Source organism: Paenibacillus foliorum (genome assembly GCF_013141765.1).
GTDB classification, from domain to species: Bacteria; Bacillota; Bacilli; order Paenibacillales; family NBRC-103111; genus Paenibacillus_S; species Paenibacillus_S foliorum.
Genome location: NZ_WHOD01000052.1, coordinates 196,061 through 220,001 on the forward strand (window position 1 = coordinate 196,061; position 23,941 = coordinate 220,001).

Genomic DNA, 23,941 nt, shown 5'->3' on the forward strand with positions numbered 1-23,941 from the left:
CATACATCCTCCCTCAGTAGATCGGCTATTTATGGCAAAGCTCCCTCAAATCCACAACTGCTTGCTCCAATTTCACATCCGGCAGGAATAAACTTGAAGTTCCACATACCAGCATGTCAGCCCCCTTCTCAACAACCAGAGGAATATTAGCTAAGCTGATATTTCCATCCACCTGAATAGATATATCCAAATTAGCCGCATTAATTTTATGCCTCAAATCGGCTATTTTCCCCAAAGTGCTGGGAATAAATTTCTGGCCTGCAAATCCCGGATTAACGGTCATTAAACATACATAATCTACAGAATCCAAAACGTAGTCTAACATACAGAGAGGCGTTGATGGGTTTAGAGCTACACCTGCCTTCAGGTTTCGATTCCGTATTGATTGTAGCACTCTCTGCAAATGTAATTTAGACTCTGCATGGACCGAGATCATATCAGCTCCAGCATCTACAAACAGGTCAATAAATCTTTCTGGTTCTTCTACCATAAGATGCACATCGAAAGGTATGCTTGTTTGAGGACGCAACCTTTTCAGCATATCGGGTCCCATACTAAAGTTAGGAACAAAACTTCCATCCATAATATCAAAGTGAAAAAAGTCAACATTGCCCCGATTCAAAATTTGTACGGATTCTACCAAGTATCCTAAATCGGCACACATTAAAGAGGGTCCAATCATAGCCATCTTACGCACCTCATCTGTCTGTTTCAAAAAATATAAATATTAATTTCAATAAATCTGTCTTTGAAATAAACCCAATAACAGGATTATATATCATTAATTATCCGATTTCAACATTTATATTTTTGAAACAAAGAATTTATTGTGAGTTCAGTTGACTACTACGACATTAATGTCACTTGCTTCCATGTCCTTTAATGCGTCTGTCGGTACATTATTATCTGTTACTAATGTATCTATTTCTTCCATGCCGATTAATCGGACCAAGGATTTTCTTTGGAACTTGCTGCTGTCGGCTAATAAAATCAGATGATCCGATATGGAGGCTATACTCTTTTTCAATTGAACATGCGCTTCGTAAGGCTCGCTGATCCCTCTCTGCAAATCGAAGCCTTGGCAGGAGAAGAAAAACTTGTCCACATGGTATCCCTCCACCATTTTCTCAGATGGCGCACCAGTATTGCTTAATGAATGTCTATCCAAGTAACCACCGATAAGAAATATTTGAATATTCGTTTTTTTGACCAATTCGTAGGCGATAGCGATGGAATAAGTTATGATTGTAACCTCTAGGTTTGGGAGGTGTTTAGCCATCTGAAGGCAGGTTGTGCTAGCGTCAAGGGCGATAACCTCCCCTACCTTAACCAAGGATGCCGCGTACTCGCCAATTGACCTTTTTTCGTCAGCTTGGACTAATTCCCGTTGAAGTATAGGCAGTTCAGGACCTTCTTTACGGTTTAGCACGGCTCCTCCATGTGTTCGAAGAAGTGACCCTTCATTCTCCAGCCGTTCCAAATCACGACGAATCGTTTCCTCGGTTACTCCGAATCTTTTGCTCAAATCAGATACACGAACCACCCCTAAATCCTCCAACAGATTTAATATTTCCTTTTTTCGATCATTCCCTGCTAACGACTCTGCTTTTTTGTTTGTATTGCTTTCCACATTTATCACCTATCCTCTATGTTCTGTAGGGTTATACCCCCTCATAATCTTCTTTTCATATCGTTTTTATGTCCGATTTCAAAGATCACTATGTAACTATTTTACTTCATCTTTGAATGAACAGCAATCCTACGACTAATAAGCGAATATAAAACCACATTTTTGGACATATGTCCAAAAATAAACAAATGATGGACAACGTCAACGCTTTCAAGTAATATGAAAATGCTTAGATTTGTTGGTATTGTGAAGAAGGAAGCTCAATTATTAGGAGGATGGAGATGGGGAATTCAAACAATCAAACCAAACAATCTGTGGAAAAACCAAGAAATTTAAAATTGTTAGGTGGCATAAAATGAAACACACACAATCAGACCATCCGCAAGAAAATTTAAGGTTAAAGAAGAGCCCTTTTACACAAAAAAAGCTATTTCTGTCTATTTTGATTATTTTAGCACTCATCCTGTTAGCACTTACTCTACTACCATTTGGTAAAGGAAATGCACAAATTCCAGTTTCAAAGAAATTCGATTTATCAGCCACTGATAAGACCCTAATCACAGGTAAAGTGCTGACAGATCCCACGCTGCAGCAAGGATTTGCGTTTGATAATACGAATAATCATATTTATATGGTACAAATTACAAATGCAGGGCAAAAATTAGGGACAGAGACCCGAACCTACGGAAGTGCAGAGAGATCTATCAAAGGTGATTTAACAGTCACGAAGCTCAGCGCAGAGGGTACTATCTTGGGAAATATGTATTTGATAGGTTTTGGACACGGGGTTTCCATTGGTGTTGAGCCTGTTGGTACGACAGCCTATTTGTGGACGGAAGTGGATGCTGTTGCAGATAAGTCCGAACCGAATAATGGTTTCGGCACAAAGATAGCAAGATTTCCGTTTGTGGATAATCAGGTATTGCTCAACACCGATCCATCTATTACCAAATTTGCTCCAGTGTCAGGCGCTGACCGAACAACCGTCAATATCGATATGGCCAACGGCTTGCTAACGATGCGTTACAGATTAAATGAAACGTTATTCCACTTTAGTGTGTTTAACCTTGCTGAAGTGAAAGCGGGCACCTACAAGCCACTTGTTACGGTAGATCAACCGACGGGTTTGGGTGTTTTTCAGGGATTTGCCTCTTATGGAAGCTATCTTTATTTACTGGACGGAACTGCATACAATTTAAACACGAATCCTACCGGTAACACCTATATTACGACAGTGAACTTAAATACAGGTGTACAAGTGGATCGGGCAATGATAAATGCAGAGAACTCACTGCTATTTAGAGAACCGGAAGGCATGGCCATCCAGATTGTCGGTACAACCGTTCGATTATGCTTCGGTTTTGGTTCATATAGATCGTCTATTGATACAAGAAAGAACGCCAATATCTTTTATAAAGATGCTCTTATAAAAGGAAGCTGACCTGCATGATACGATCGTGTCTTAGCTGCAGCTTTGCTGAAAACCTCTATATTAGTTCATTAAAAAAACGGAACAACAAGCAACGATCGATTGCTTGTTGTTCCGTTTTTATTTACTATGATACGAAATTAAAAATAAGTGCTATATGTCTACATGCAGCTCGGTGTGGTTTCGATAAAATTCGGCCCAACACTCCAGCTCATTAGTCGTTATCAAATCAGTTGGATACTTTGCAGCAATAAGCTCCATATCAGCTAGAGTATCCACGGGCCACGGTCCGGATATAATGCCTCTCTCTTGTATCATTGCTGCGTATTGCGGTGTCATGAAGCGAAGCTGCACTCCCAAAAAGTCACAGTCGATTTCTTCCATAAAAGGAAACACATAAGGCATACTTCCACTGCAACACAGGCCCAGTCTAATATCTTTGTTGAGCTGCCTTGTCTTGGCAATTGAAAAATGGTCGAAACCAATGATTCTTGACTGGTCCAAGGTATCTGTTTTACGTATAATCTCCAGGGCCTTTTCTTCCAATCCCGGATAAAGATCGCCAGATTGCTTCAGCTCAATCAGAATCGATATTTTACCCTTAAGCAAATTCAACGCTTCTTCTAAGGTAGGAATCGTTTCAATTCCTTTAATGCTGAAACGCTTGAGTTCATCTAACGTGTAATCACGGATATTGCCTCTACCGTCCGACATACGTTCGATCGCATAATCATGCATAAGAACAGGAATACCGTCTTTACTCAAATGGACGTCAAGCTCTAAATGAGTAAAAGATAAGTCAACCGCAGCCTGAAAGGATGATAGTGTATTTTCCGGATACTTTACCGGATAGCCCCGGTGAGCAACACCTCTAATTTTCACAATGACATCTCCTCAAATTAGTTTTCATTATGAGCATATGTCCATAATATGACATTTGCTTATATTTAGAGTAATTTTATCATGCCGTCACTATTAATACAACTCTGGATATATCAAATCCTAACCCGTGTAGATCATTAGCTTCTTTGTAAAAAACATAGCAATCCTCTCATTTCTGTTATTTTCCACAACTCTACTCTCAGCCTGAATAAATTGTTGACTTTTCAGCATTCTCCAAAATACCCATTCCCCTTCCTTATAGCGTAACGAGGCTGCCAATGCCGGCAGCCTCGTTCTGATTGCTTATTGAGCTATAAGTTCCTCGTTAGTTACAACGCCCCTTGATAATTTCCAGATTACAAACTATGGCGCTTTCGTTCGATTATAGTTTTCTCCTTAATGCTTGGCCGCAGCGGGCGCAATAGCGGGCATCCCGAGGTGACTGCGTCTTGCATGCCCCGCAAATCAGGGGCTTTGCTTTCAGAGCGTTCGCCTCATCGGCTTCGTTCAACGCTTCATCCTGTAAAAGCGGATTCAGAGCTGTAATGGCATAGTTCTCTTCCTTCGTTCCTTTACGAAGGAGTACGTACAGCAGAAGCAAGCCTCCCGCTCCGACGGAAACCATCGATAGCAATCTCCATAAGCCTTCTACGAAATGGAAGTCCCATAACGCATGAAGTGCTATGGCAGCCAACAGGAGCGCTATAGCCAGCCCTTGCCGTTGGCGCACGAACCGTGTCCTCTGCGCGGCATGACGCCTGTTCAGTTCGAGCCAGATCCCGGCGGCGGCGATGGCCGTCCAAGTGCCGTGCCCAAGTGGCGAGAGCAGCGCTCTAACCCACAATACCGCAAGCATCTCTCCAGTCGAACCCCGCTCCAGATACGACCAGCCGTAAAACATGCTCTCGACAGCGGCAAAGCCCATACCGGCCGCTGCTCCGATCACGACAGCGTCCATCAGAAAACGCATCCGTCCTCCTCTGAGCAGTATCGCGCATACTATCAGCTTCGCGCCTTCTTCAATCAAGGCTACCGATAGAGGCACGCTCAGCTCCGTAAAGCCGGCAGTGCTCCTGGCGACACCGAAGAGCCATTGCCGCTCCACCACCCAGGCAAGCGGAATTGCGACAGCCGCCGACAAGACGAATACCCACGCCAGGCGCACATGGGAAAATCCAAGCTGCTGTGAGCCCCTAATATAGGCTACGAAAGTTACCGGTCCGACAAGCCCGCCTGCCAGCAATGCCGCCATTTGCCAAATCTGGTTTTGCAGCCAGACGGCCATGACAGTACAGCCGGCGAAGAGGCCGCCAAGCAGAAACAGCAGATCGATCCACCTGGTCGATCGGATAGGGCTTTCAGGCAGCAGATCGTGTTCTGCGTCCGGCGCAATCTCGTCCCCCTCTGCCGCACCGAAAGAGTGGGTTATCGCGAGATCCGGACGCCGGATTCGCATAACCTCCGCAAATTGCCGTCTCACTGGTGCATAATGTTGCCAGATTGCCTGAAATTCGGCGCTTCCCATAACCAACAGCTCGCCGTCTTCCATGGCGGTGATAGTAGCCGATTGAGGTTGCTCCGCCAGCAGCGCGATTTCGCCAAAAAAGTCTCCCGTCTCCATGACCGCGCGGCGTGTGACAGTCGAGGTTATCTCGAACCGCCCGCTGCTTATCATATAAAAGCTCTCCTTAGGAGTTCCTTCCCGCAAAATGTTTTCCCCTTGTAACACATTCCTTCGTACCGTAATTTCGGCTAATCCGCGCAGTTCGGAATCAGGGATGGCTGACCAGATTGACGCTTTGCGCAGCAAACCGTGCTTCATGCGAAGCTCTGCCGCGTACGTTAAGCTCTCATGGAAATAGGGACTCGCTTCGGCCAGCTTCTCAAAAGCCGTACGGTCCAGTCGGAGCGCCGTAACTTCGCCCAGAGCCCTAATGCCGGCCGTCCGCTTCTCATTGCGGATTAATGTGATCTCACCGATCAAGGCGCCATATCCGAGCTCCGCCAGTACGACTTGTTTTCCAATCAGGCTGCGGGTATAAACCTGCACTTTTCCGTCCAGCACAAAATAGCAGTCGTTGCCTTCCTCACCTTCGTGCATCATCCACTCCCCATCAGGGAAGCAGACGGTTTCCATGGTGGATGCCGCATTCTCAAGCTCCGTCTCCGGAACGCCGTGCAGCAGTGTATGGTTTCTTAAGAAGCCCACGATATCGAAGGACATTCCGATTTCCAGCCTTTCTCACAATATATCTCTTTTACGGTCATATAAAAAAAGAAACCTGCCGAGGACAGGTTCCCGTACTGCTTCATTATCTCATATTTCCGATAATGCTGGTGCGTTGATCAGACATTTTTTTAATGAAATTGGTCATGGTATCGAAGGCTTCGTTTCTCTTGTTGGTCAAACTTTGCAAGCGAAGCATATCCATTTGCTGACTGCTGTTTAAACTATCGATTTTACCGCGAAGAGAATCCAACGCACGGTCTACTTCGGCTTGTGACCATTTATTCGATGACGGGACCACGACGCCGCTCTCGATTAATTTTTTCTGCAAATCCGCATCTAATGTAACGCTGTCTCCCGATTTTTGCGGACGATTCGATTTTAGTTTGTTTACGATATCATTCAATTTGGCAATATCGTTATTTCTATTTTGTACCATCTCCATTTGCATTTTCAACTGGCCTTCCAATAACTCGGTACGTTGCGACTGAGCTTGCTTTAGTGCGGTTTCAATATCCACATTGGAATATTGAGCCGTAACCATTCCTTGAGCATTGATGGACCCGACAGCATTCTGAGTCGCTTGACCACCAAGCGCTACCTTTAACGAGCTATATGCCGAGTCGTTCATCATTAACCCTACCCCGCCCGCAATCCCGATCACGAAGGTTCCTACGATAGATAATGCCATTTTCTTATTCAATCTTGCTTCCCCCTACTCGCTTCATTGGTTTGATTATATCACTGAAGCTTCCCTTAAGTCTGTTAAGTGCACCACATACCGGAATATTAGGGATGGCGGTGCGGACGCAGGGCGAAAAGCGGGATAGTCACTTTCTTCCGACATCGTCGCTTGCGACTACAAGCACCTACTATTGCGCCTGCAGCATCCATTCCAAGCGGACAGAGAATCCTTACAAGCAAAGCTTATCCTGTAATATTGAAGCCCATCACGAGCGTCAATACGCTCTTGATGGGCTTTTTGTTAAGAGCAAACCATTATTTAAGAGCTTCTGTCATACCTATTTGTGCTTTTTCCAAAACCTTTTGGGGTATCTCCGAACCTGCCCTCGCTATCTGACTTATTATTTGATCCCGTAATTATTTTCGGCATTCCACTTGTTTTCATCCTTCTTTTGCTTTACGAAGTCCAACATAACCTTCTTCAGATCGCTTAAATACTTGTCTGCCTGCAGAGAGCCTTCCAGATAAAGCTGGCCCATCTTTTGATTGTTTTCCGTCACATTTTTGTCGACCTCTCCACCGTAAATATTCAGCTTCATCGGATCGCCTACAAAAGCGAAGCCCTTCAATTTCTCGGGAAGGTCAGCGTTCGATATCGCAGGAGTTCTGTAAAGCTTCTCGGCATGCATACCCTGAACTTTGGACGAGGTTATAAATGCCATAAAATCAACGGCAGCATCAAGCTTCTCCGGCTTAATTGTTTTTGGGATCGCCATATTGCCCGCGGGAACTCCACCAATTTCCATCAGCTTTCCTACGGCGTCAGGATGGTTTTCTTTTGTCAAATAGGGCAGCGGGAACGCCGCTATTTCGAACTTCCGTGCGCTGGATTCATAAATGACCTTGCTCTGCCCAGATGTTCTCATAATCATCGCCACTTCTCCGCGCAGGAACATATCGGATGACGTATTGAAGTCAATCCCGTTATAGCCCTTGGGCCAATACTGGCTCCAGTTTTTGATGATTGGGAATACGTCCTTGTATGGGGATTGGGTAATATCTACAATGCCTTGATCTACGGCGCGCGTATATTCATTCATCTCGATAAAGCCACTTTTGTTCACATCCATCTTTTCATACTGCCCGGCGATCAGTTCTTCGGTCAATATACGAGTTGTCCAGCTTTAGTTATAATCCCCCGGTTTCGTATTTGGAAAACCAAAAGGCGTCACACCTGACTTTTTAAGCTTCTCCTGCGCATCCAGAAACTCGTTCCACGTTTTGGGGACGTTCGTGACACCGGCTTTAGTAAACAGGTCCTTATTGTAAAGAACACGAACCGAGTCGATGTTCGTAGGCACGCTGGCATACGTTTTATTTTCGCCTTGAAGCCGCTGCAGTACGGATTTCGGGAAAACTTCCTCCCATGTTTTATCTCCAAGGTTAGCGTTCTTTTTACTGTAATACGGAGTCAGGTCTACAAGCAGTCCTTTTTTCAGATCCTCCTGATCCCATATATAGCGGGTCGTGAAGATGTCCGGCGCATTGCCCCCAATCAACTGGGTAGTAACCCAAGTCCGATGCTGCTCCACGCCTGCAAAACTTTGCAGCTGCAGATTGATCTTCACATTAGGGTTTTTCTCCGCATACATTTTGACGGTGTCCTCCCAAATGGTTTGCTCCGCTTGATCTCCGGTTGCTTCCGTCATGACCATAACATTTAGCTCTGTCTTAGCGATGGAGCCCGATTGATTACCCGAACCTGTTTCACCCGAAGGCGTACTGCTGCAGCCCGCAACGGTAACTGCCAAAACCGCTCCTATCGTTAGACGAGATAGTGAACTCTTTGCTCTTTTCATTTTTATCTACACCCTCTCTATTCATCATCCAAAGCAAGAATACTTCGAACTCTACAACTGAGTTTGCAAAAAGCGCTTTTCCTTGCCTTATCAAATCTGCTGTATGGACGATGCAAGGAATCAGCCCTTTACCGCACCTGAGGTGATGCCGCTGATAAAGGATTTTGTGGCAAACATAAACAGAATCAGCAGCGGCAAAGAGGCGATGACGTAACCGGCAAACTGCAAGCCTTGTGCTTGCTCCAGCGGTCCCTTGATATTGCTTAACGCAAGTATAATAGGGCGGACTTTATCCCCTGAGGTGACGACCAACGGCCAAATGTAATTGTTCCAGCCGGTCAAAGCATTAATGATGGCCACAGTTGCAATAACGGGCTGCGACAATGGCAGTACAATTTGCCCGAAAATTCTCAGCTCCCCTGCTCCTTCTACCTCCGCCGCTTCAAAGAGACTTGAGGAGAGTCCCTCGAAGAAAGTGCGCATCAGCATTGTCGCCAAAGCAGAAGCGCCAGCCATAGGACCGAAAATTTGCGCCCAATGCGTGTTGAGCAATCCCAATTGCTTGAACAAAATAAACTGTGGAATCAGCAGCAGAAATCCGGGCACCATCATCAGGATGATGACAAGGGAATACAAAATTCCTTTACCAAGGAAGCTGAAGCGTGCGAATGAGTAGCCGGCAAAGGTAGAATTAATTAGCACACAAGCAATAATTCCCGCCGTTATCAGAATGGAGTTTAAAATAAAGGGCCAAATCTGCTTGAAAGCGCCTGCATAATTCTCGAAATGAATCGGAAATACCGGTGTCCAGAAATGGAGAAGGATCTGATCCTGAAACTTCAAGGAGCTGATCAGCAGCATATAAAAAGGAAACAACGTCAACAACACCAGCAGCAGTAAAAAAAATTGATTGGCAGCAGACCCATAAGTAAATTTACCCATCCTTCTCCCCCTAGTCCAGTTTCTCCGTCGGTTTAATTAGTTTATTTGCGGCTAATGTGAACAGCACCAGAATAGCAAAAATCAATACACCAATAGCAGAGGCATAGCCTAATTCATTGTATTCAAAACCTTTCTTATACAAATAAAGAGCCGGTGTGAGTGTCGTAAAGCCGGGACCTCCGTTCGTAAGCACCAATATATTTTCAAAGCTTTGATATTGATGAATGAATGCGAGAATAACAACCAGCCGGATTTGGTTTCTGATTAGAGGCAGTTCAATGTGCAGAAAACGCTGCCATGCATTCATGCCGTCCATTCTGCCGACCTCGAACAGCTCAGGTGAGATTGTAATTAAACCCGCCAAATAAATGAGGAAGTAAATGCCGCCAATCCAAGGGAAGTTGACGAATAATATCGATCCCAAAGCTGTCGCGCTTTCCCCAAGCCAAGCATGGGTCCAGGATTCCAATCCAATACTTTTAAGCAGCACATTTAACATGCCGTTGCTCATATAAATCCATCTCCACAGTAAAAAGATGATGATATAAGGAACGACCATGGGAACGAGAAACAGCACTCGGTATCCATTCTGGAGTTTTTTATTAGAATGAAATACTCCGACAGCTGCGTATAACGGAAGTGTTAATTGGATGATTACAAAGCTGATCGTCAATATCGTTACATTTTTGAGAGAAGCGTAGAAGGTTGGGTCGCTTAATAGCTGGACGAAGTTATCCAAACCAATAAACTTGTTAATGTTCGCCCCGTTCCATTGGTAAAACGACTTTAAGATGGCTGTATAAAACGGATAATACTTGAATAGACCCATTGAAACAAATATCGGTATGAGGAAGGAGTAGGCGATTAAGTGCTTATTCAGCTTTCTCCTTCGTTGTGATGCCTGAGCCGTCTTGGGTTGGGTGGAAACCACCGTACCGGATTGGGATTCTGCCATTATCCCTTCTCCTTTCTCATGTAGTCGCTCACGAATTTCGCGCGACTGATACAACCATTCTAGCTTGTAGCCGCCTGGATGTCATGGTCGATCCTGCCATTCTAGAGGCCGATATGAACACAATTCATCTAGGCCTTATCCTCCCAGGGATCCCTTAGGTAAGAGGCGAACGTCAAATCGACCTCCGGGATCGGATCTTCCGTTCTTAACCGCCAATTGAGAATTCTACTGCGCATCGCCTCGATTCGTTCCTTATATTGCAGCTCTTCAGCCAAATTACAAAATTCGTCGGGATCGGCCGTCAGGTCGTACAGCTCGCAGGGCTGATTGCTGTAATGCACATACTTCCAATCGTCATCGCGAATCATCGTCGCCTTGCATTGATGAGGTGCCAAACCCAACTGCTTGCGGCAGTGATAATATTGAAAGTCCCACTCGGCGAATACTTCACGCTTCCAATCATGGGCAGTGCCATTTACTAATGGCAGCAAACTCGTACCCTGGACCGCTTTAGGTAGGGGTAGACCCGCTAATTCCAGCAGCGTTGGTAGTAAATCAACCGCTTCGGCAAATTGGGAAATGGCTCGATTTTGCGGGATGGTGCCGGGCAGCTTGAGGATGAGCGGCACATGCACCGCTTGCTCGTAGAACAGTTCTTTCTCGATCATGTGATGATCGCCCAAATATTCACCGTGATCCGAGGTAAATACGATCAAGGTGTTTTCCAATACCCCTATTCGCCGCATCTCCTCAAACAAGCGGCCCAGATGATCGTCCAGCTGTGTAATCATGCCGTAATACGCAGCGCGTACACGGCGGAGCCGTTCTTCATCTTCGAGGAAATTTCCCCTGCGCTCATTGCGAAACAGCTCCTGTATCGGCGGCTTATGCTGCAGTTCTCCCTCCTTCAGCTTGGGCATCGGTACTTCCTTCGGGTCATACATACTAAAGTAAGGCTCGGACACGCTAAATGGAAGATGAGGCTTCCAATAGGACAGATGAAGCATCCATGGACGGTCCGTCGTCTCCTTTATAAACCGAATTGCTTCATCCGTCATGTAAGCGGTATCAGAATGCTCCTCACGAATGCGGCATGGATATTCGGCTTCTGCAAAATCCTCTGGGTATGCTTCATTCCCGGGCTGTGGTGTAAGCTCTCTGGGCCAGTAACGGAAGCGGATGTCTTCTTCGCTGTATCCGCATTGCCGCAAATATTGCGGGTAAGAAGAATATCCGTCCTTCGCAGGTAAACCGTCATAGTAGGCATAATATTCGAATCCGTAGGCTTCCGTAATAGGCGTAAAATGAGTGCGTCCGATCAGCGCTGAACGATAGCCTGCAGCATTGAAGTAATCGGCAATCGTTTGTTCACCGGCTCCGAACGGGACCTCGTTGAACCTGACGCGATGGGCATGAACATACCGTCCCGTATAAATGGAAGCCCGGGATGGTGCGCAAACGGCGGACTGCACATACGTTTTCTCAAACCTTGTGCCTTCAGCAGCCAGTTTATCAATGTTGGGTGTCTTTACCATCGGATGCCCCGTGTGTCCCAAACTATCGTACCGAAGCTGATCAGCCATGACAAAAAGAATATTGATTGGCTTAGCGTTAAGGTTCAGTTTTGTCATACTTTCGCTCCTTTTCTTAATCTAAATGAAATACTTCATCCAGCAATGTCATGCCCTTATCCCCATCCCGAATGAGAACGGCAGACATATATTCGTACCATTTACGCTGAATGGGATGAGCGTCTAGCCGGATTAAAGCTTCATCGATGTTATTGACGCTTTCCATATAACCGAACAAGCTTCGACCTTGACGAAAAATTGAATAATTTCGGATACCGCAATCCTTTAACAGCTCCAAAAGCTCCGGCCAAACCTCCCGGTGCCTTCGATCATATTCCTTCTCCATACCAGAACGGATTGTTAAACAAAAAGCGCGTCTGGGCATCCTGTAGCCTCCTGTTTTTTCTAACCTTTATATATATGTATAATAGTAAAGCAATGGCCCATTTATTGTCAACAAAAAGCCGTATTCCGATCATGCTCACTCGGAATACGGCTTTAAATTAGAAGACCAATATTAGATAGCGACAACAGAGCCGCCTATTTTCAGTTCACATGGAAGCAATTCTGTGCCCGAATCAAGCTGCCTCTCCAGGAGTCGACTTACCGCCAATCGCCCCATTTCGTGAAAGGGCTGTACAATGGCACTTATTGATCCGTTCTGCACAAAAGTATGCTGTGGGGTTCCTACGATAAACAAGGACAACTCCTCTGGAATCGTTATCCCCTTTTCCTGCAGAAGTTCTAACAATATTAAGGTCGTCGTGTAATCCGCAGCAAATAAAGCAGTTACCTCCGGATTACGATCCAGCCAATCTGAATATAAGACTTTAGCCTCTGTCCTGTCCTCCGGACGTCCAACAATCCACTGTTTCTCCAAGGGAACACCATATTGTTTAAAGGCGTCCCGGAACGAATCAACCCTCCGTTCATAGTTGGTAAATCCGTCCCGGATTCCAAGTAATCCGATCCGGCGATGGCCCTGCTTCAGCAGATAGCCAACAGCCTCAAATACTGCGCCATATATATCCGAATCCACACAGGGAAAAGGAGCTTGTTCCCAGCTTGAGTTCAATACGATGAACCTCTCTCCTTTATTCCGAGCATCAACCAATACATTCCATTGTTCATTGGATGGGGTAACAATGATATATTCATCCAGTCCAGGAGGAATCGATTGCAGATCTGCCAGATCCAGGAATCGAATGGAAACGCCTCGTCTGTGTGCTTCATCCCGCATGCCGTCCATCATCTCCGACAAGGTGGCATATACACTGCGGTGCTTGTTGCACAGCCAAACATTCAATGTATCCACTTCCTGGGGATTGCTCTCCCGGGGTGGCTCCTGATTGGACACATACGTCCCTTTGCCCTTTCTCGCCGTCAATAAACCTTCGAGAATAAGCTCCGTAATAGCCCTGTTCAAGGTGCCCCAGCTGCAATCATACAGCTCACACATGACGTTTCTGCTCGGCAACAGCTCGCCTGGACTGTATATGCCTCCGGCTATTTTATCTCTGATATCCTGTTTAATAGAGTAATAGGTTGGGGTGAAATCCTTGTTCATACCTTCCTCCGTCGCTTTTCATATCAAATATATACATTTATATATAAGTTACACCATATCCATTGGAGTGGCAAGCGACCCGATACGCTGCGCGTGCTTGTCATTGGATACAGGTTCTTGTCCAATTACAAAATAACCATCGTTGGATCACGTTTTGATCCATAGATAACCATTTCAGCAAAGTATGGTCCTGTATCTCCATTGGTGAATCCAAAACTGTTCTTTGAGCAAAGTAGTCTGACCACCTAAATATTAGGTGGTCAGACTACTTCCTTGACTTCAAAAGATATTCACTGTTGTAATATTAATATTTTCTATGGGGTGTTTAAGACGTTTATAACATCAATCCTATTGAACCTCTTACTCCTGCTAGTTAAATATTCAATTTGCCAAGTATATGATTAGCCATAATTTTATATCCTTCAGCGTTCGGATGCAGTTGGTCTGGTAGTTTGTCGACAAAGGCTTCTCCAAAAATATCCAAACCGTCCACATAAGTAAGATTTGAATCTCCGTAAAAAGTTAGAATATTCACCGCTTCCTGGATTTCTTTCCTCATTGTAACCAAGGTCATCCCTACTAAGTTTTCGTTTGTTTCCCTGTGAGGACAATAAATAGGAGAAAATAAAAATAGAGGCGTGTTGCGATGCTTTTCCCGAATGATCGATACCATGCCAATAATTGCAGAACGAAACGTCCGGATATTTAAACTATTGCCACCCATCACATTAATGCCGAGGCACATGGAAATGACGTCAGCGGGAAGGTCACGAATGACGCGAGCAACCATTGGTTCCAAATGACATTGTCCACCAAATCCCATACAGGTCAGGTCCCAACCTTTGTTGCGTGCTACGATTGCCGGCCAAGTTTGAGCCGGACTTTCAGCTGCGCTGCATTGTGTAATGGAACTGCCGTATGCAACCCACCGCGGTTGATTGTTTTGCAAGGGAGTGACCGATGCCCCATCATCGACTTTTAGTGCTTTCACAATGACGGCAGCCTTTTGTGAAAAATAAATTTCAACCCTCTTCATGCTGCCTGGTAAGTTTGTAAATAAACAAATTTCTTCTCCTGCAATGAGAGTTTTGGTACCGACTAATTCATCTTCAATAACTATGTCAAACAGTATATCTTTATCCGTTATAGCGACATGCAGCTCCACTGAAGTGGAATCGCTTATAAAAGCAACTCTAACACCCGCTGTTTCCCCTGCCTTCTCCGCTAATTCAGATGCAAATAAGCTGAGCTGATCATGTGGCAATCGCCAAGGCCGGAATCCGGTATTAGTCGTTTCTATTGAAACGGCACCCCGAAACCACTCTTTATTTATTTCAATAGTTTGCATTCTTCAATTCACCTTTCTATCGTTATTTGAGTGCTATTATTATTATACCTATTAAAACGGGGCATGAAATAAATATACAATATTTCAATCTAATATATATCAAATAATTCCAAACAAAGCTCTTCGTGAGATAATTTTGATTAGATGGAAAACGAAAATATGCTACCCTTATTGTGATGCTAATAGTTTTCATCGGGAATGAGATAAAGTTCCTGTCATTGACGCATGACAAGAACTTTATCCCATAAAACAAAAAAGCCGCGATTTGCGCGACTCTTTATGAGATAAGATTCTTGCTATCAGGATATATAATTGCCATGCAACCCTTACATTTTTTTAAGTCCACCCCATCCATTATGACTTTTCTAGACGAATCAACTGCTTTCTTTTAATGAACTCTAACCAGATCACACCTCTACGATGTACCAGGAATCACCGGCATATCCTGCAAAATATCGCTGCAAGCTTGCATCCATGAAGCCAATTCGGAGGCAAGCCGTTCGATCTCCCCCGCATTTGCCGGATCCGCCGACAAATCTTGCGTTTCCCAAGGATCGTTTAGCAGATCAAACAATTGGATTCGTTCCGTTCCTGTGTTCGTTTTGGGCGAACAATAATAACGGATCAGCTTCCATCGGCCGTCTGTTGCCATCCGCTGGATATCTTTATAAACCGAGCACACGATAGAACGAACGCCCTCGGTTTCCCCTGCAAAGATCGGGCACAGACTTACGCCTTCCGTTTCCTTCGGCAGGTCGACATTGCATAACCCGGCAACTGTAGGAAATATATCGATATTGCTTGCCAGCGCCAGCTCCTGTTGGCCCTCCGGTACGCCTGGCCCCCGGAATATAAGCGGAATGCGCACACTGTGCTCGTAAAGGTTCTGTTTTCCCATCAGTCCGTGCTGCCCGAGCGCCAAGCCATGGTCCGCAGTATACACGATGAGCGTGTCGTCATAGATGCCCTTAGCCTTCAACGCTTCGATGACTCTACCGATTTGTGCGTCCAAATGGCTTATCATCGCATAGTAATCGGCAATATGTTGACGAATTTCGTCCTCGTCCCTCGGCAATAGTGCGAGTTTCTCGTCCCGAACCGTCATATCGCCGGTATCGAATGGATGCTCCGAGACAAAGTTCGGAGGTAACGGAATGTCGGCTTTGTCGTACAGGCTTGCGTACGGCTCCGGCGCGGTTCGGGGATCATGCGGCGCTGTATAAGCCACATACAGGAAAAACGGCCGATCCTCCAGGTAATCCTCAATAAAGTTGACGGCGGCGTCCGAAAACAATTCCGTTGAGAACGTCCGTTCAATATATTCCTTTTCCTTCGGATAAGCCCCGGTCGGGTCATAATCATGCACGGGAACCTTGGTATGGTCGCTCATTCCGTGGAATAGCAGCTTATCCCCTCCTTCAAAGCTTCGGGAGAAGCTTGCCTTGTCGTTATGCCATTTGCCGACCGCGTGTGTGTGATACCCGGCTTCGCGCATCGTTTGCGGCATTAACCGAACATCCGGACGAATAACGCTCGAATGCTCACGGTTCATCACCTCTTTGCCAATCATCGCCCGGAAGAGCGATATGCCCGTATGGACGCACGCTCTGCTCGGCGCGCATAGCGCTCCGGTCAAGCCGCCGAATATATGCGTGTTACGACAAGCTGTCCCGCTGGCGGCCAATGAATCCAATATCGGCGTGTGCACCGTTTCATTGCCAAACGCCCGAATGGCTTCATCTCGATGATCGTCCGCTATTAAAAATACGACATTAGGTCTTTGGGGTGAGTGCTTCTTATTCATCTTCTCTTTCATCTTATACCTCGCTCACGGCAAATATCTCCATTACTTTTTCGATTTAAACTGGGTATAGGCTTGTTGATAAATTTCCAAGTAACGTTTAATGTTCATTTTATCCAAATTGCTTAAATAGTTGCTCCACTCCTTGTCAACATCCAGCGAGCCTGTAACCGTTTTGGCAAAAAATTCAGTTCTGTAGTCCGTAAGCGTCTTCTCAAGTGTAGCAAGCTCTTCCGCTTGTTCGTTGGTGAAGAACACTGGCGGCACAATTTTGCCCGGATCGGTTTTGTAAGGCTCGTATTTTTTAGTTTCATTATATAAAATAAGTTCCAGCGAGTTTTTCGGATCTGCTACTACGCTTAATCGCAAGTCGTTCGTTCGCAGCGAAGGACCTGCCTGCGCCCAGTGGACATTTTGAAGCTTGCCAAACGTGGCAATCGATTTCCATTTCGCTGGCTTCCCGTTAACTCCAAGCTCTCCTTGCGCCGGACGCACCCACTCCTGGTCAGGACGGCCCTGCGTGCTGCGAAGTGTCGCTTCTTCCGAAAGCAGCAAGTCGGCCATACGGAAGGCGGCGGCGGGATTTTTCGTCTTATTGGTGATGACAAATTGACCTGTAGAGACCGCATAAGGATTATACGCGGTTGAACGTATACCTGCCGGCCCTTTGAGCGGCGGTACGGAAGTATAGTCTTTGAATCTCGGATTATCAACATCGACAAACACCGTTTGATTTTGTGAGGCAATAGCTCCCACGATCGGGATTTCCGGGTTCAAGCCCATTTGTTTCAACTGGTTTCTGTCCTGTGTAAACGCTTGCGGAGATATTAAACCTTCAGCATACAGTTTATTAATATACTTCAAAGCTTCCTTCCACTCTGGTTGATTAAAGGCAACTTGAACCTTTCCATCCTTAACAAAGCGCAGGTTGAAATCCTTCTCGATAAAAGCGCTGGGTAGAAAAAGATCCAACGTCGAGGATGGGCCGTTGGTAGCGCCGACAAGCGGGATCTCATCTGCCTTGCCGTTCCCGTTAGGATCCTTTTCTTTAAAAGCTTTGAGAACTTGATAAAACTCGTCAGTCGTTTCTGGCATTTTTAATCCGAGCTTGTCTAGCCATGGTTGATAAATCCACATCTTTTGACCGAGCGAGCAGTGGTAGCAGTCATTCACCTGAGGTACCGAATAAATATTGCCGTCAGGCATGGTAATCAAATCTTTTACATAGGAAACCTGTTCGTACATCTTTTTCATTTCCACGCCATATTTATCAATATACGGGTTCAGCGGAATAAACACGCCATCCTTACCGTAAATCGACTGCTGTATCGGCGATACACTCATATTAAGCAGCACGTCCGGGTAATCGCCGCTTGCGAGTGATACGTTAAGCTTCTCTGCAAATGTTTTTTCTGGAGCGACTTCCCAATCGATATGAATGTTCGTTTTCTCCTCCAGCCACTTGGTGAACTCGTTAGTTGCAAAGTTTTCGACAATGCTGGAGCCTTTGACCATGACCTTAAGCGTCGTCTTTTCTTTCGTGATCGGGAATACGCCCGCTGGCGATACTTGATCATCGCGACCTGCTTCCACCTTTTTTCCGGCTTCCTTTTGACCACTGTCCGCACATGCGCTTAGCAGCGCCAAAGATGTCGTAATCGCTACCAAAGCGGTTAAACCTTTTCTCATCTAAAAAACCTCCCTTTAGCCTTTTAATGATCCAATCATCATGCCTTTGACAAAGTGCCTTTGTATGAATGGGTAGATGATGAGCACGGGCAGCGTAGATACCACGATAAGGGAAAACTTCAACAGCTCACGCAGACCATCCCTTGCCGATTGATCGGCAACGTCGGTTATCATCGACGCATCGACTTCGTTTTGCACCAAAATATCCCTTAAAACCAATTGAATCGGGTACAACTCCTGATGCTTTAAATAAAGCAGTGCGTTAAAATATTGGTTCCAATGTCCGACTGCGTAAAACAAGGAGATTACAGCTATGATCGGACCTGACAAAGGAAGCACGATTTTTCGCACAAACGTAAAATCACTGCATCCATCCATTTGAGCGGCTTCAAGCAATTCATCCGGAATGGTCGTTTGAAAATAAGTGCGGGCAATGATCATATTCATAACGGCAAGCGCTCCCGGAATAATTAAAGACCACCTTGTGTCGATCATACCGAGCCCTTTCACAACCAAGTAAGACGGGATCAATCCGCCGGAAAACATCATTGTGAATACAAACAAAGCCATAATTGCGTTGCGAGGCATAAAATCTTTTCTTGAAAGCGGATAAGCCGCAATGAGTGTAAAAAGCACATTGATCGTCGTTCCCACTACCGTATAAAATACCGAATTCAAAAAGCTCGACATAATTAAACGATGCTTAAATACCGCTTCATAACCTGCTAGCGTCGGCTCTACCGGATACAACCAGACTTTACCGGAAATAACCGCTGTGGATGAGCTGAAGGAAGCACTGACAATGTAAACCAGAGGATATAAGATCGTAATCGTAAAAATGAATAGGATGATATAATTCAGAATTGTAAAAAGCCTGTCATCCGCACTTTCTTTAATGCTTCCCGTCATCGATGCGCCCCCTTTTTACCACAGACTGGTTTGTCCCAACTTTCTGGCTATCCGATTGACGAGAACCAGCAGGACCAAATTAATTACTGATTTAAACAATCCAATGGCAGACGAGTAAGAATAGTTGATTGCAGTTGATGCCAAGCCGACTTTGTACACAAAAGTATCGATCACCTCAGAAGAGCTCATATTAAGCGGATTCTGCATCAGCAATACCTTTTCGAAGCCTATATCCAGCACATGGCCGGTGTTCATGATCAGCAAAATAACGGCAACCGGCATAATACCCGGCAAGTCGATGTGCCACATTCGCTGCACTTTATTCGCTCCATCCACAACAGCAGCCTCGTGCAGCGAAGGATCGACAGCTGCAAGCGCTGCCAGGTAGATGATGCAGGAAAAACCAACGTTTTGCCAAATACCGGACCAGACAAAAACGTGTGAAAACCATTCGGGTATGCCCATGAAATTGATTGCGGGCAATCCGAAATATTTCATAATCGTTTGAACCAGGCCAATCCGCGGGTCCATCATTTGTAGAATGATGCCCACCATAACGACTACGGAAATAAAATGCGGCGCGTAAGTGACCATTTGTACGGTTTTCTTAAAGAAACGAGAGTTTACGTAATTCAAGGAAAGTGCAAGTATGATTGGGAACGGAAACCCCGCAAGTAAACTATAGATGCTGAGCAGGATCGTATTTTTCATAATCCGAACAAACTCATACGAATGGAAAAAACGGTCAAAATGCTTCAGGCCTACCCATTCGCTGCCCCATACCCCTTTAGTAGGAAGATAATTTTTGAACGCAATCAAAGCCCCATACATCGGTACGTACTTGAATATGAGCAAATAAATAATCGGCAGCAGCATAAACAGGTAGAGCTGCCAATGGCTGGATGCGTTCTTCTTCAGTCTGGACAAGTAATTTTCCTTTTTACCAACAACTGCAGACAATGTGTTGCGCTTATTAGCCGAAACTTCCATAAACCCCTCCCTGTTTCGATGACCCTGACTGGGTATGTTTTGTGTCTTTCTATATTTAGAATACGAAAAAAGGGCCCGCCGAGCATTACACTAATTTACACCGATATGACTTTATTTGCACTGGACGACGGCATGCGAATCGTAACCATCGTCCCCACTCCCCGCTCGCTTTTCACGGAAAGCCCATACTTCTGTCCGAACACCATTTGAATCCGGTTATGCACATTGAGCAGCCCGATGCTGCCTTCGAATGTTGGTTGTGCATCCAGCAGCCTCTCCTCCCGGCTGTTCATGAGTCGTGTGTTTAATTGCAGAAGGGATTCCGCTTCCATGCCGCAGCCATTATCTTCTACGGTGACATAAAAATCCGCTTCATCCTTCCAGGCGTCAATAATAATCGTGTGAGTATCCTCGATCCCATCAGGAAACGCATGCTTAAACACATTTTCGACCAAGGGCTGCAGCGTCAAGCGAACCATGCTGTCCAGAAAATAATCCGCGGGGATGCGAACATCAATCTCAAATTCGTGCTGGTTGCGGTATTTCATAATAGACATAAAATACAGAATGTGTTTAAGCTCGTTGACTACCGTAATTTCCTCCAAATCGGTGCGTATGGAATAGCGCAGCATATACGACAGAGAACGAACGATGTCTTTTATTTCGCTTGATTTCTGGATAACGGCGTAACAAATAATAATTTCCAAAGTGTTGTACAAGAAGTGCGGATTAATCTGTAATTGTAGCGATTGAAATTCGGCCAGCTGCCGTTTCATTAAATTGTCCTGATTGCGCAGCTCGGTCTCGTAAACCTCCTCGACAAGCTCCTCCAGACGGGTGACCATCGAATTGTAGCTGGTAATAAGCTGATCCATCTCATCACGGCTTCCGGTCAGAGGTACTTTGGTCCACTGACCTTTTGCCGTTTGACGCATCCCGTTTTCCAGTAGTCGAATTGGACGAACGATAGATTGACCGAAACGATAAGCTAGAAATGAGGCCAAAATCAATGTGACGATACCTACGATTAGCGTTGTTTGCCGCAAGTCTGAAATCGGCTTTCTCTGTTCAGCAACCGACATGCTTGCCACCAGCGTCCATCCGGAGTAGTCGGACTTTCGACTAAAGAAAACCCGCCCTGGTTCTCCGGGCAATTCAAATATTTGGTCTTTATTGGCTTCAACCGAATTGAAATGCATACTGTCAAGCTGTTTGCCGATTCGGCTCGGATCCGGATGGTATAAAATTTTTCCGCGATCGTTGACGATAAAAAAATATCCGGATTGTCCGAGCTTTATCCCCTTCCAGAGCGTGTTCAACTCCCCTATCTTCAGTTCGAAGCCCATAATGCCTTTAAATGATTTAGATGAGGTTCGGTCCGCCAATTTGCGAATGAGTGTGAGATGACCGTCCAGAAATCCGGAGTCTTGGATCGTCAGCTTCCCGTTTATTGCATCGTCTTCCTTCATCTGTTCGACATATTCTTCAAAAGCTTTGTAATTAAAAGGAACAATGTGGATATTGAAATCCGTTGCCTGGAACCCGTTGTAACCGATGATGTACGTCATTGATATTTCCGGGTTGTTGATGAGAACCGGTTGAAATACCCCCTTCATGGCAATTTCTGATGTATAAAAGCTAGGAGTTGTATTGCGTGGAAGATCCAGAGCCTCTTTCACTACAGGAGACGTCAGAATAGATACCGTTGCCCTCTCGTAGTTTTTCAAAAGTAAATCGGTTTCATGCAAAACATTATCAACGATTTGAGTCAATAACCCTTCATACTGATTCTCCAATTCGTTGGACGACCGCCAATAGCCGGTGACCCCCACCGTCACCAAGGTCAGCACGATAATAATGACAAAATAAATGTAAACCTTGCGTCCCAGGCTGTTATTCATTACTTGATCCCGAGCAGCCCGCGATATTCGGTAGGGGAATATCCGGTTGCCTTTTTGAATACTCTGGAAAAGTGTGGGTAGCTTTCGTAACCGACCTCGGTTACAATGTCGATGATTTTGTAGTGCGGAACGGCAAGCAGCTGTTTGGCTTTATCCATTCGTTTGCGCATCCGATATTGCACGAAGGTCTCGTTCGTCTTTTTCTTAAAATAATGGCTAAAATAGGTCGGCGTTACGCCTAACTTCCCTGCAACCATATCCAGTGAAAGCTCCTCTTCGAAAAGATGCTCATCGATGTACTGGATAGCCGCCTCCAAAACATTGATTTTTTCATGATTGCGGTACTCGCTCAGTCGCTGTATCCATATTCCGATTTCGGCCTGAAACCATTCGTACGTAATCGTAATGACAGTGTTCTCCTCTAAAAGCGGCTTAGCCTCAAACCTGTACGCCCCTCTGGCATTCAGTTTCTTGAGAAGCAGTCTGACAGCGTCGTATACCCGCTGGTGCTGCTGGATGTCCGTTTCAACAGCGAACAACCCCCTCAATCCCTCCCCAAGCAGTTCATCGGCCCGAACCTTGTCCATCATCCAAACTGCTTCCTCCAACTGATCGATCCACTGCTCAAAAAGAGAGAAGGAAATAACCGCAGCTTCCCGCATGGCGAGCAGTTTATCCAGCACTGGAAAAAGCTCGATTTCTGTAATAGGCTTCAGCAAATATTCCTGTACGCCGTACGACATACATTTTTGCGCATAAGAAAAATCCCCATATCCCGAAAGCACAACTACTTTCGTGAAGAGCTTTAACTCCTGAACATTTCGGCATAGCTCCAGACCGTCCATACGAGGCATCCGAATATCAGTCAACACAACGTCAGGAGGGTTAGCCATGATATTCGACAGCGCTGACACACCGTCTTTAAACGTATCGATCTCACTAAACCGTTTATATTCCCCAATTAACGTTTTGAGGCCAATCCTGATGATAGGTTCATCGTCAACAACAAAGATTCTGGCCATTCGCTTGCCCCCTTGTTTTATAAATCGTTAACCTTTGATTGCCTCGACAAGAGCGCCTTTGACAAAATACTTTTGCAGGAAAAGATACACCAGCTGAATCGTTAAAGTGGCTACGATACTGGTCGCATATTTCAAGGTTGCCGCCAGTGCGGCCATATCACTTGCTACGGCTCCTGCAGCCATTTGAGCTTGATTCGCCCTGTAGCAAAATTTCACGAAGCACCAGCTGTAAGCGGATACAAAGAGCGGTCTTGCAAAATAATCATCGTCTGAAACCATGAGCTCCAATGGCTGACACTATAATACAGCGTCATCACTGCAATTACAGGCATGTAAAGCGGCACGAATCTGTTATTCATTTCTATTCCCTTTTTGGAATAACGCTAAGATGCATGTCTCAATTCCATACCTCTATTATGTTAAGTTCCCTTTAGTTTGCATACCCATTAAAACCTGAACTTAGTCATCAAAATCGATAATTTCCTACCGTTAATAATCCAAGATGGCTCAGCTGGCTCTGATCCTGAGAACGGTT

Annotated in this window: 22 protein-coding genes; 1 reads left to right on the forward strand and 21 read right to left on the reverse strand. The window is 45.4% G+C overall.

What is annotated here, in order from left to right; all coding sequences use genetic code 11:
* Positions 1-25: 25 nt before the first annotated feature.
* Positions 26-688 carry a ribulose-phosphate 3-epimerase gene (rpe, locus tag GC093_RS12790; RefSeq protein WP_171652299.1) on the reverse strand — a complete coding sequence of 221 codons (663 nt, stop codon included), beginning with the start codon at positions 686-688 and terminating at the stop codon, positions 26-28.
* 147 nt (positions 689-835) lie between these two features.
* A complete protein-coding gene (locus tag GC093_RS12795; protein WP_312886517.1) occupies positions 836-1,639 on the reverse strand; it encodes a DeoR/GlpR family DNA-binding transcription regulator in 804 nt (267 codons plus the stop codon).
* 346 nt (positions 1,640-1,985) lie between these two features.
* On the opposite strand from GC093_RS12795, the gene GC093_RS12800 reads away from it, so the two are divergent.
* Positions 1,986-3,071, forward strand: a complete 1,086-nt coding sequence (locus tag GC093_RS12800; RefSeq protein WP_171652256.1) for a phage baseplate protein — start codon at positions 1,986-1,988, stop codon at positions 3,069-3,071.
* A gap of 141 nt (positions 3,072-3,212) precedes the next feature.
* On the opposite strand, the gene GC093_RS12805 is transcribed toward GC093_RS12800, so the two are convergent.
* The 19 genes from GC093_RS12805 to GC093_RS35915 all read right to left on the reverse strand — a co-directional run bounded on the left by GC093_RS12805 (position 3,213) and on the right by GC093_RS35915 (position 23,765).
* On the reverse strand, positions 3,213-3,941 hold the full coding sequence (locus GC093_RS12805) for a glycerophosphodiester phosphodiesterase (protein ID WP_312886518.1): 729 nt from the start codon (positions 3,939-3,941) through the stop codon (positions 3,213-3,215).
* Positions 3,942-4,323: 382 nt separating this feature from the next.
* A complete protein-coding gene (locus GC093_RS12810) occupies positions 4,324-6,165 on the reverse strand; it encodes a cyclic nucleotide-binding domain-containing protein (RefSeq protein WP_171652257.1) in 1,842 nt (613 codons plus the stop codon).
* Positions 6,166-6,253: 88 nt separating this feature from the next.
* Entirely contained in the window at positions 6,254-6,871 is a 618-nt protein-coding gene (locus GC093_RS12815; protein ID WP_171652258.1) for a hypothetical protein, read from the reverse strand.
* Between the two features lie 382 nt (positions 6,872-7,253).
* On the reverse strand, positions 7,254-8,018 hold the full coding sequence (locus GC093_RS12820) for an extracellular solute-binding protein (RefSeq protein WP_171652259.1): 765 nt from the start codon (positions 8,016-8,018) through the stop codon (positions 7,254-7,256).
* Positions 8,019-8,036: 18 nt separating this feature from the next.
* Positions 8,037-8,711 (reverse strand): ABC transporter substrate-binding protein, encoded by a 675-nt coding sequence (locus tag GC093_RS12825; RefSeq protein WP_171652260.1) that lies wholly within the window; start codon positions 8,709-8,711, stop codon positions 8,037-8,039.
* Between the two features lie 120 nt (positions 8,712-8,831).
* On the reverse strand, positions 8,832-9,653 hold the full coding sequence (locus GC093_RS12830) for a carbohydrate ABC transporter permease (RefSeq protein WP_171652261.1): 822 nt from the start codon (positions 9,651-9,653) through the stop codon (positions 8,832-8,834).
* Between the two features lie 10 nt (positions 9,654-9,663).
* Positions 9,664-10,608: a carbohydrate ABC transporter permease gene (locus GC093_RS12835; protein WP_171652262.1), complete on the reverse strand. Its 945-nt coding sequence runs from the start codon at positions 10,606-10,608 to the stop codon at positions 9,664-9,666.
* A gap of 128 nt (positions 10,609-10,736) precedes the next feature.
* A complete protein-coding gene (locus GC093_RS12840; RefSeq protein WP_171652263.1) occupies positions 10,737-12,239 on the reverse strand; it encodes a sulfatase-like hydrolase/transferase in 1,503 nt (500 codons plus the stop codon).
* Between the two features lie 16 nt (positions 12,240-12,255).
* The gene (locus tag GC093_RS12845; RefSeq protein ID WP_171652264.1) at positions 12,256-12,564 is read right to left on the reverse strand and encodes an L-rhamnose mutarotase; all 309 of its coding nucleotides are present in this window, start codon (positions 12,562-12,564) and stop codon (positions 12,256-12,258) included.
* A gap of 132 nt (positions 12,565-12,696) precedes the next feature.
* Positions 12,697-13,746: a GntR family transcriptional regulator gene (locus GC093_RS12850; RefSeq protein ID WP_171652265.1), complete on the reverse strand. Its 1,050-nt coding sequence runs from the start codon at positions 13,744-13,746 to the stop codon at positions 12,697-12,699.
* A 373-nt stretch (positions 13,747-14,119) separates the two neighbouring features.
* Positions 14,120-15,094, reverse strand: coding sequence for an SGNH/GDSL hydrolase family protein (locus GC093_RS12855; RefSeq protein WP_171652266.1), 975 nt, complete (start codon positions 15,092-15,094; stop codon positions 14,120-14,122).
* 415 nt (positions 15,095-15,509) lie between these two features.
* Complete coding sequence (locus GC093_RS12860) at positions 15,510-16,910, reverse strand: sulfatase family protein (RefSeq protein ID WP_246314142.1); 1,401 nt, start codon at positions 16,908-16,910, stop codon at positions 15,510-15,512.
* A 30-nt stretch (positions 16,911-16,940) separates the two neighbouring features.
* The gene (locus tag GC093_RS12865; RefSeq protein ID WP_171652267.1) at positions 16,941-18,584 is read right to left on the reverse strand and encodes an ABC transporter substrate-binding protein; all 1,644 of its coding nucleotides are present in this window, start codon (positions 18,582-18,584) and stop codon (positions 16,941-16,943) included.
* 15 nt (positions 18,585-18,599) lie between these two features.
* Positions 18,600-19,493, reverse strand: coding sequence for a carbohydrate ABC transporter permease (locus GC093_RS12870; protein ID WP_171652268.1), 894 nt, complete (start codon positions 19,491-19,493; stop codon positions 18,600-18,602).
* 15 nt (positions 19,494-19,508) lie between these two features.
* Complete coding sequence (locus tag GC093_RS12875) at positions 19,509-20,483, reverse strand: ABC transporter permease (RefSeq protein WP_171652269.1); 975 nt, start codon at positions 20,481-20,483, stop codon at positions 19,509-19,511.
* A 95-nt stretch (positions 20,484-20,578) separates the two neighbouring features.
* The gene (locus tag GC093_RS12880; protein WP_171652270.1) at positions 20,579-22,384 is read right to left on the reverse strand and encodes a cache domain-containing sensor histidine kinase; all 1,806 of its coding nucleotides are present in this window, start codon (positions 22,382-22,384) and stop codon (positions 20,579-20,581) included.
* Positions 22,384-23,406 (reverse strand): response regulator, encoded by a 1,023-nt coding sequence (locus GC093_RS12885; RefSeq protein ID WP_171652271.1) that lies wholly within the window; start codon positions 23,404-23,406, stop codon positions 22,384-22,386. Before GC093_RS12885 ends, GC093_RS12880 begins: the two co-directional genes overlap by 1 nt.
* A gap of 27 nt (positions 23,407-23,433) precedes the next feature.
* Positions 23,434-23,622, reverse strand: coding sequence for a hypothetical protein (locus tag GC093_RS35910; RefSeq protein ID WP_246314144.1), 189 nt, complete (start codon positions 23,620-23,622; stop codon positions 23,434-23,436).
* The gene (locus tag GC093_RS35915) at positions 23,619-23,765 is read right to left on the reverse strand and encodes a hypothetical protein (RefSeq protein ID WP_246314146.1); all 147 of its coding nucleotides are present in this window, start codon (positions 23,763-23,765) and stop codon (positions 23,619-23,621) included. The genes GC093_RS35910 and GC093_RS35915 overlap by 4 nt, the downstream gene beginning before the upstream one ends.
* Positions 23,766-23,941 lie beyond the last annotated feature (176 nt).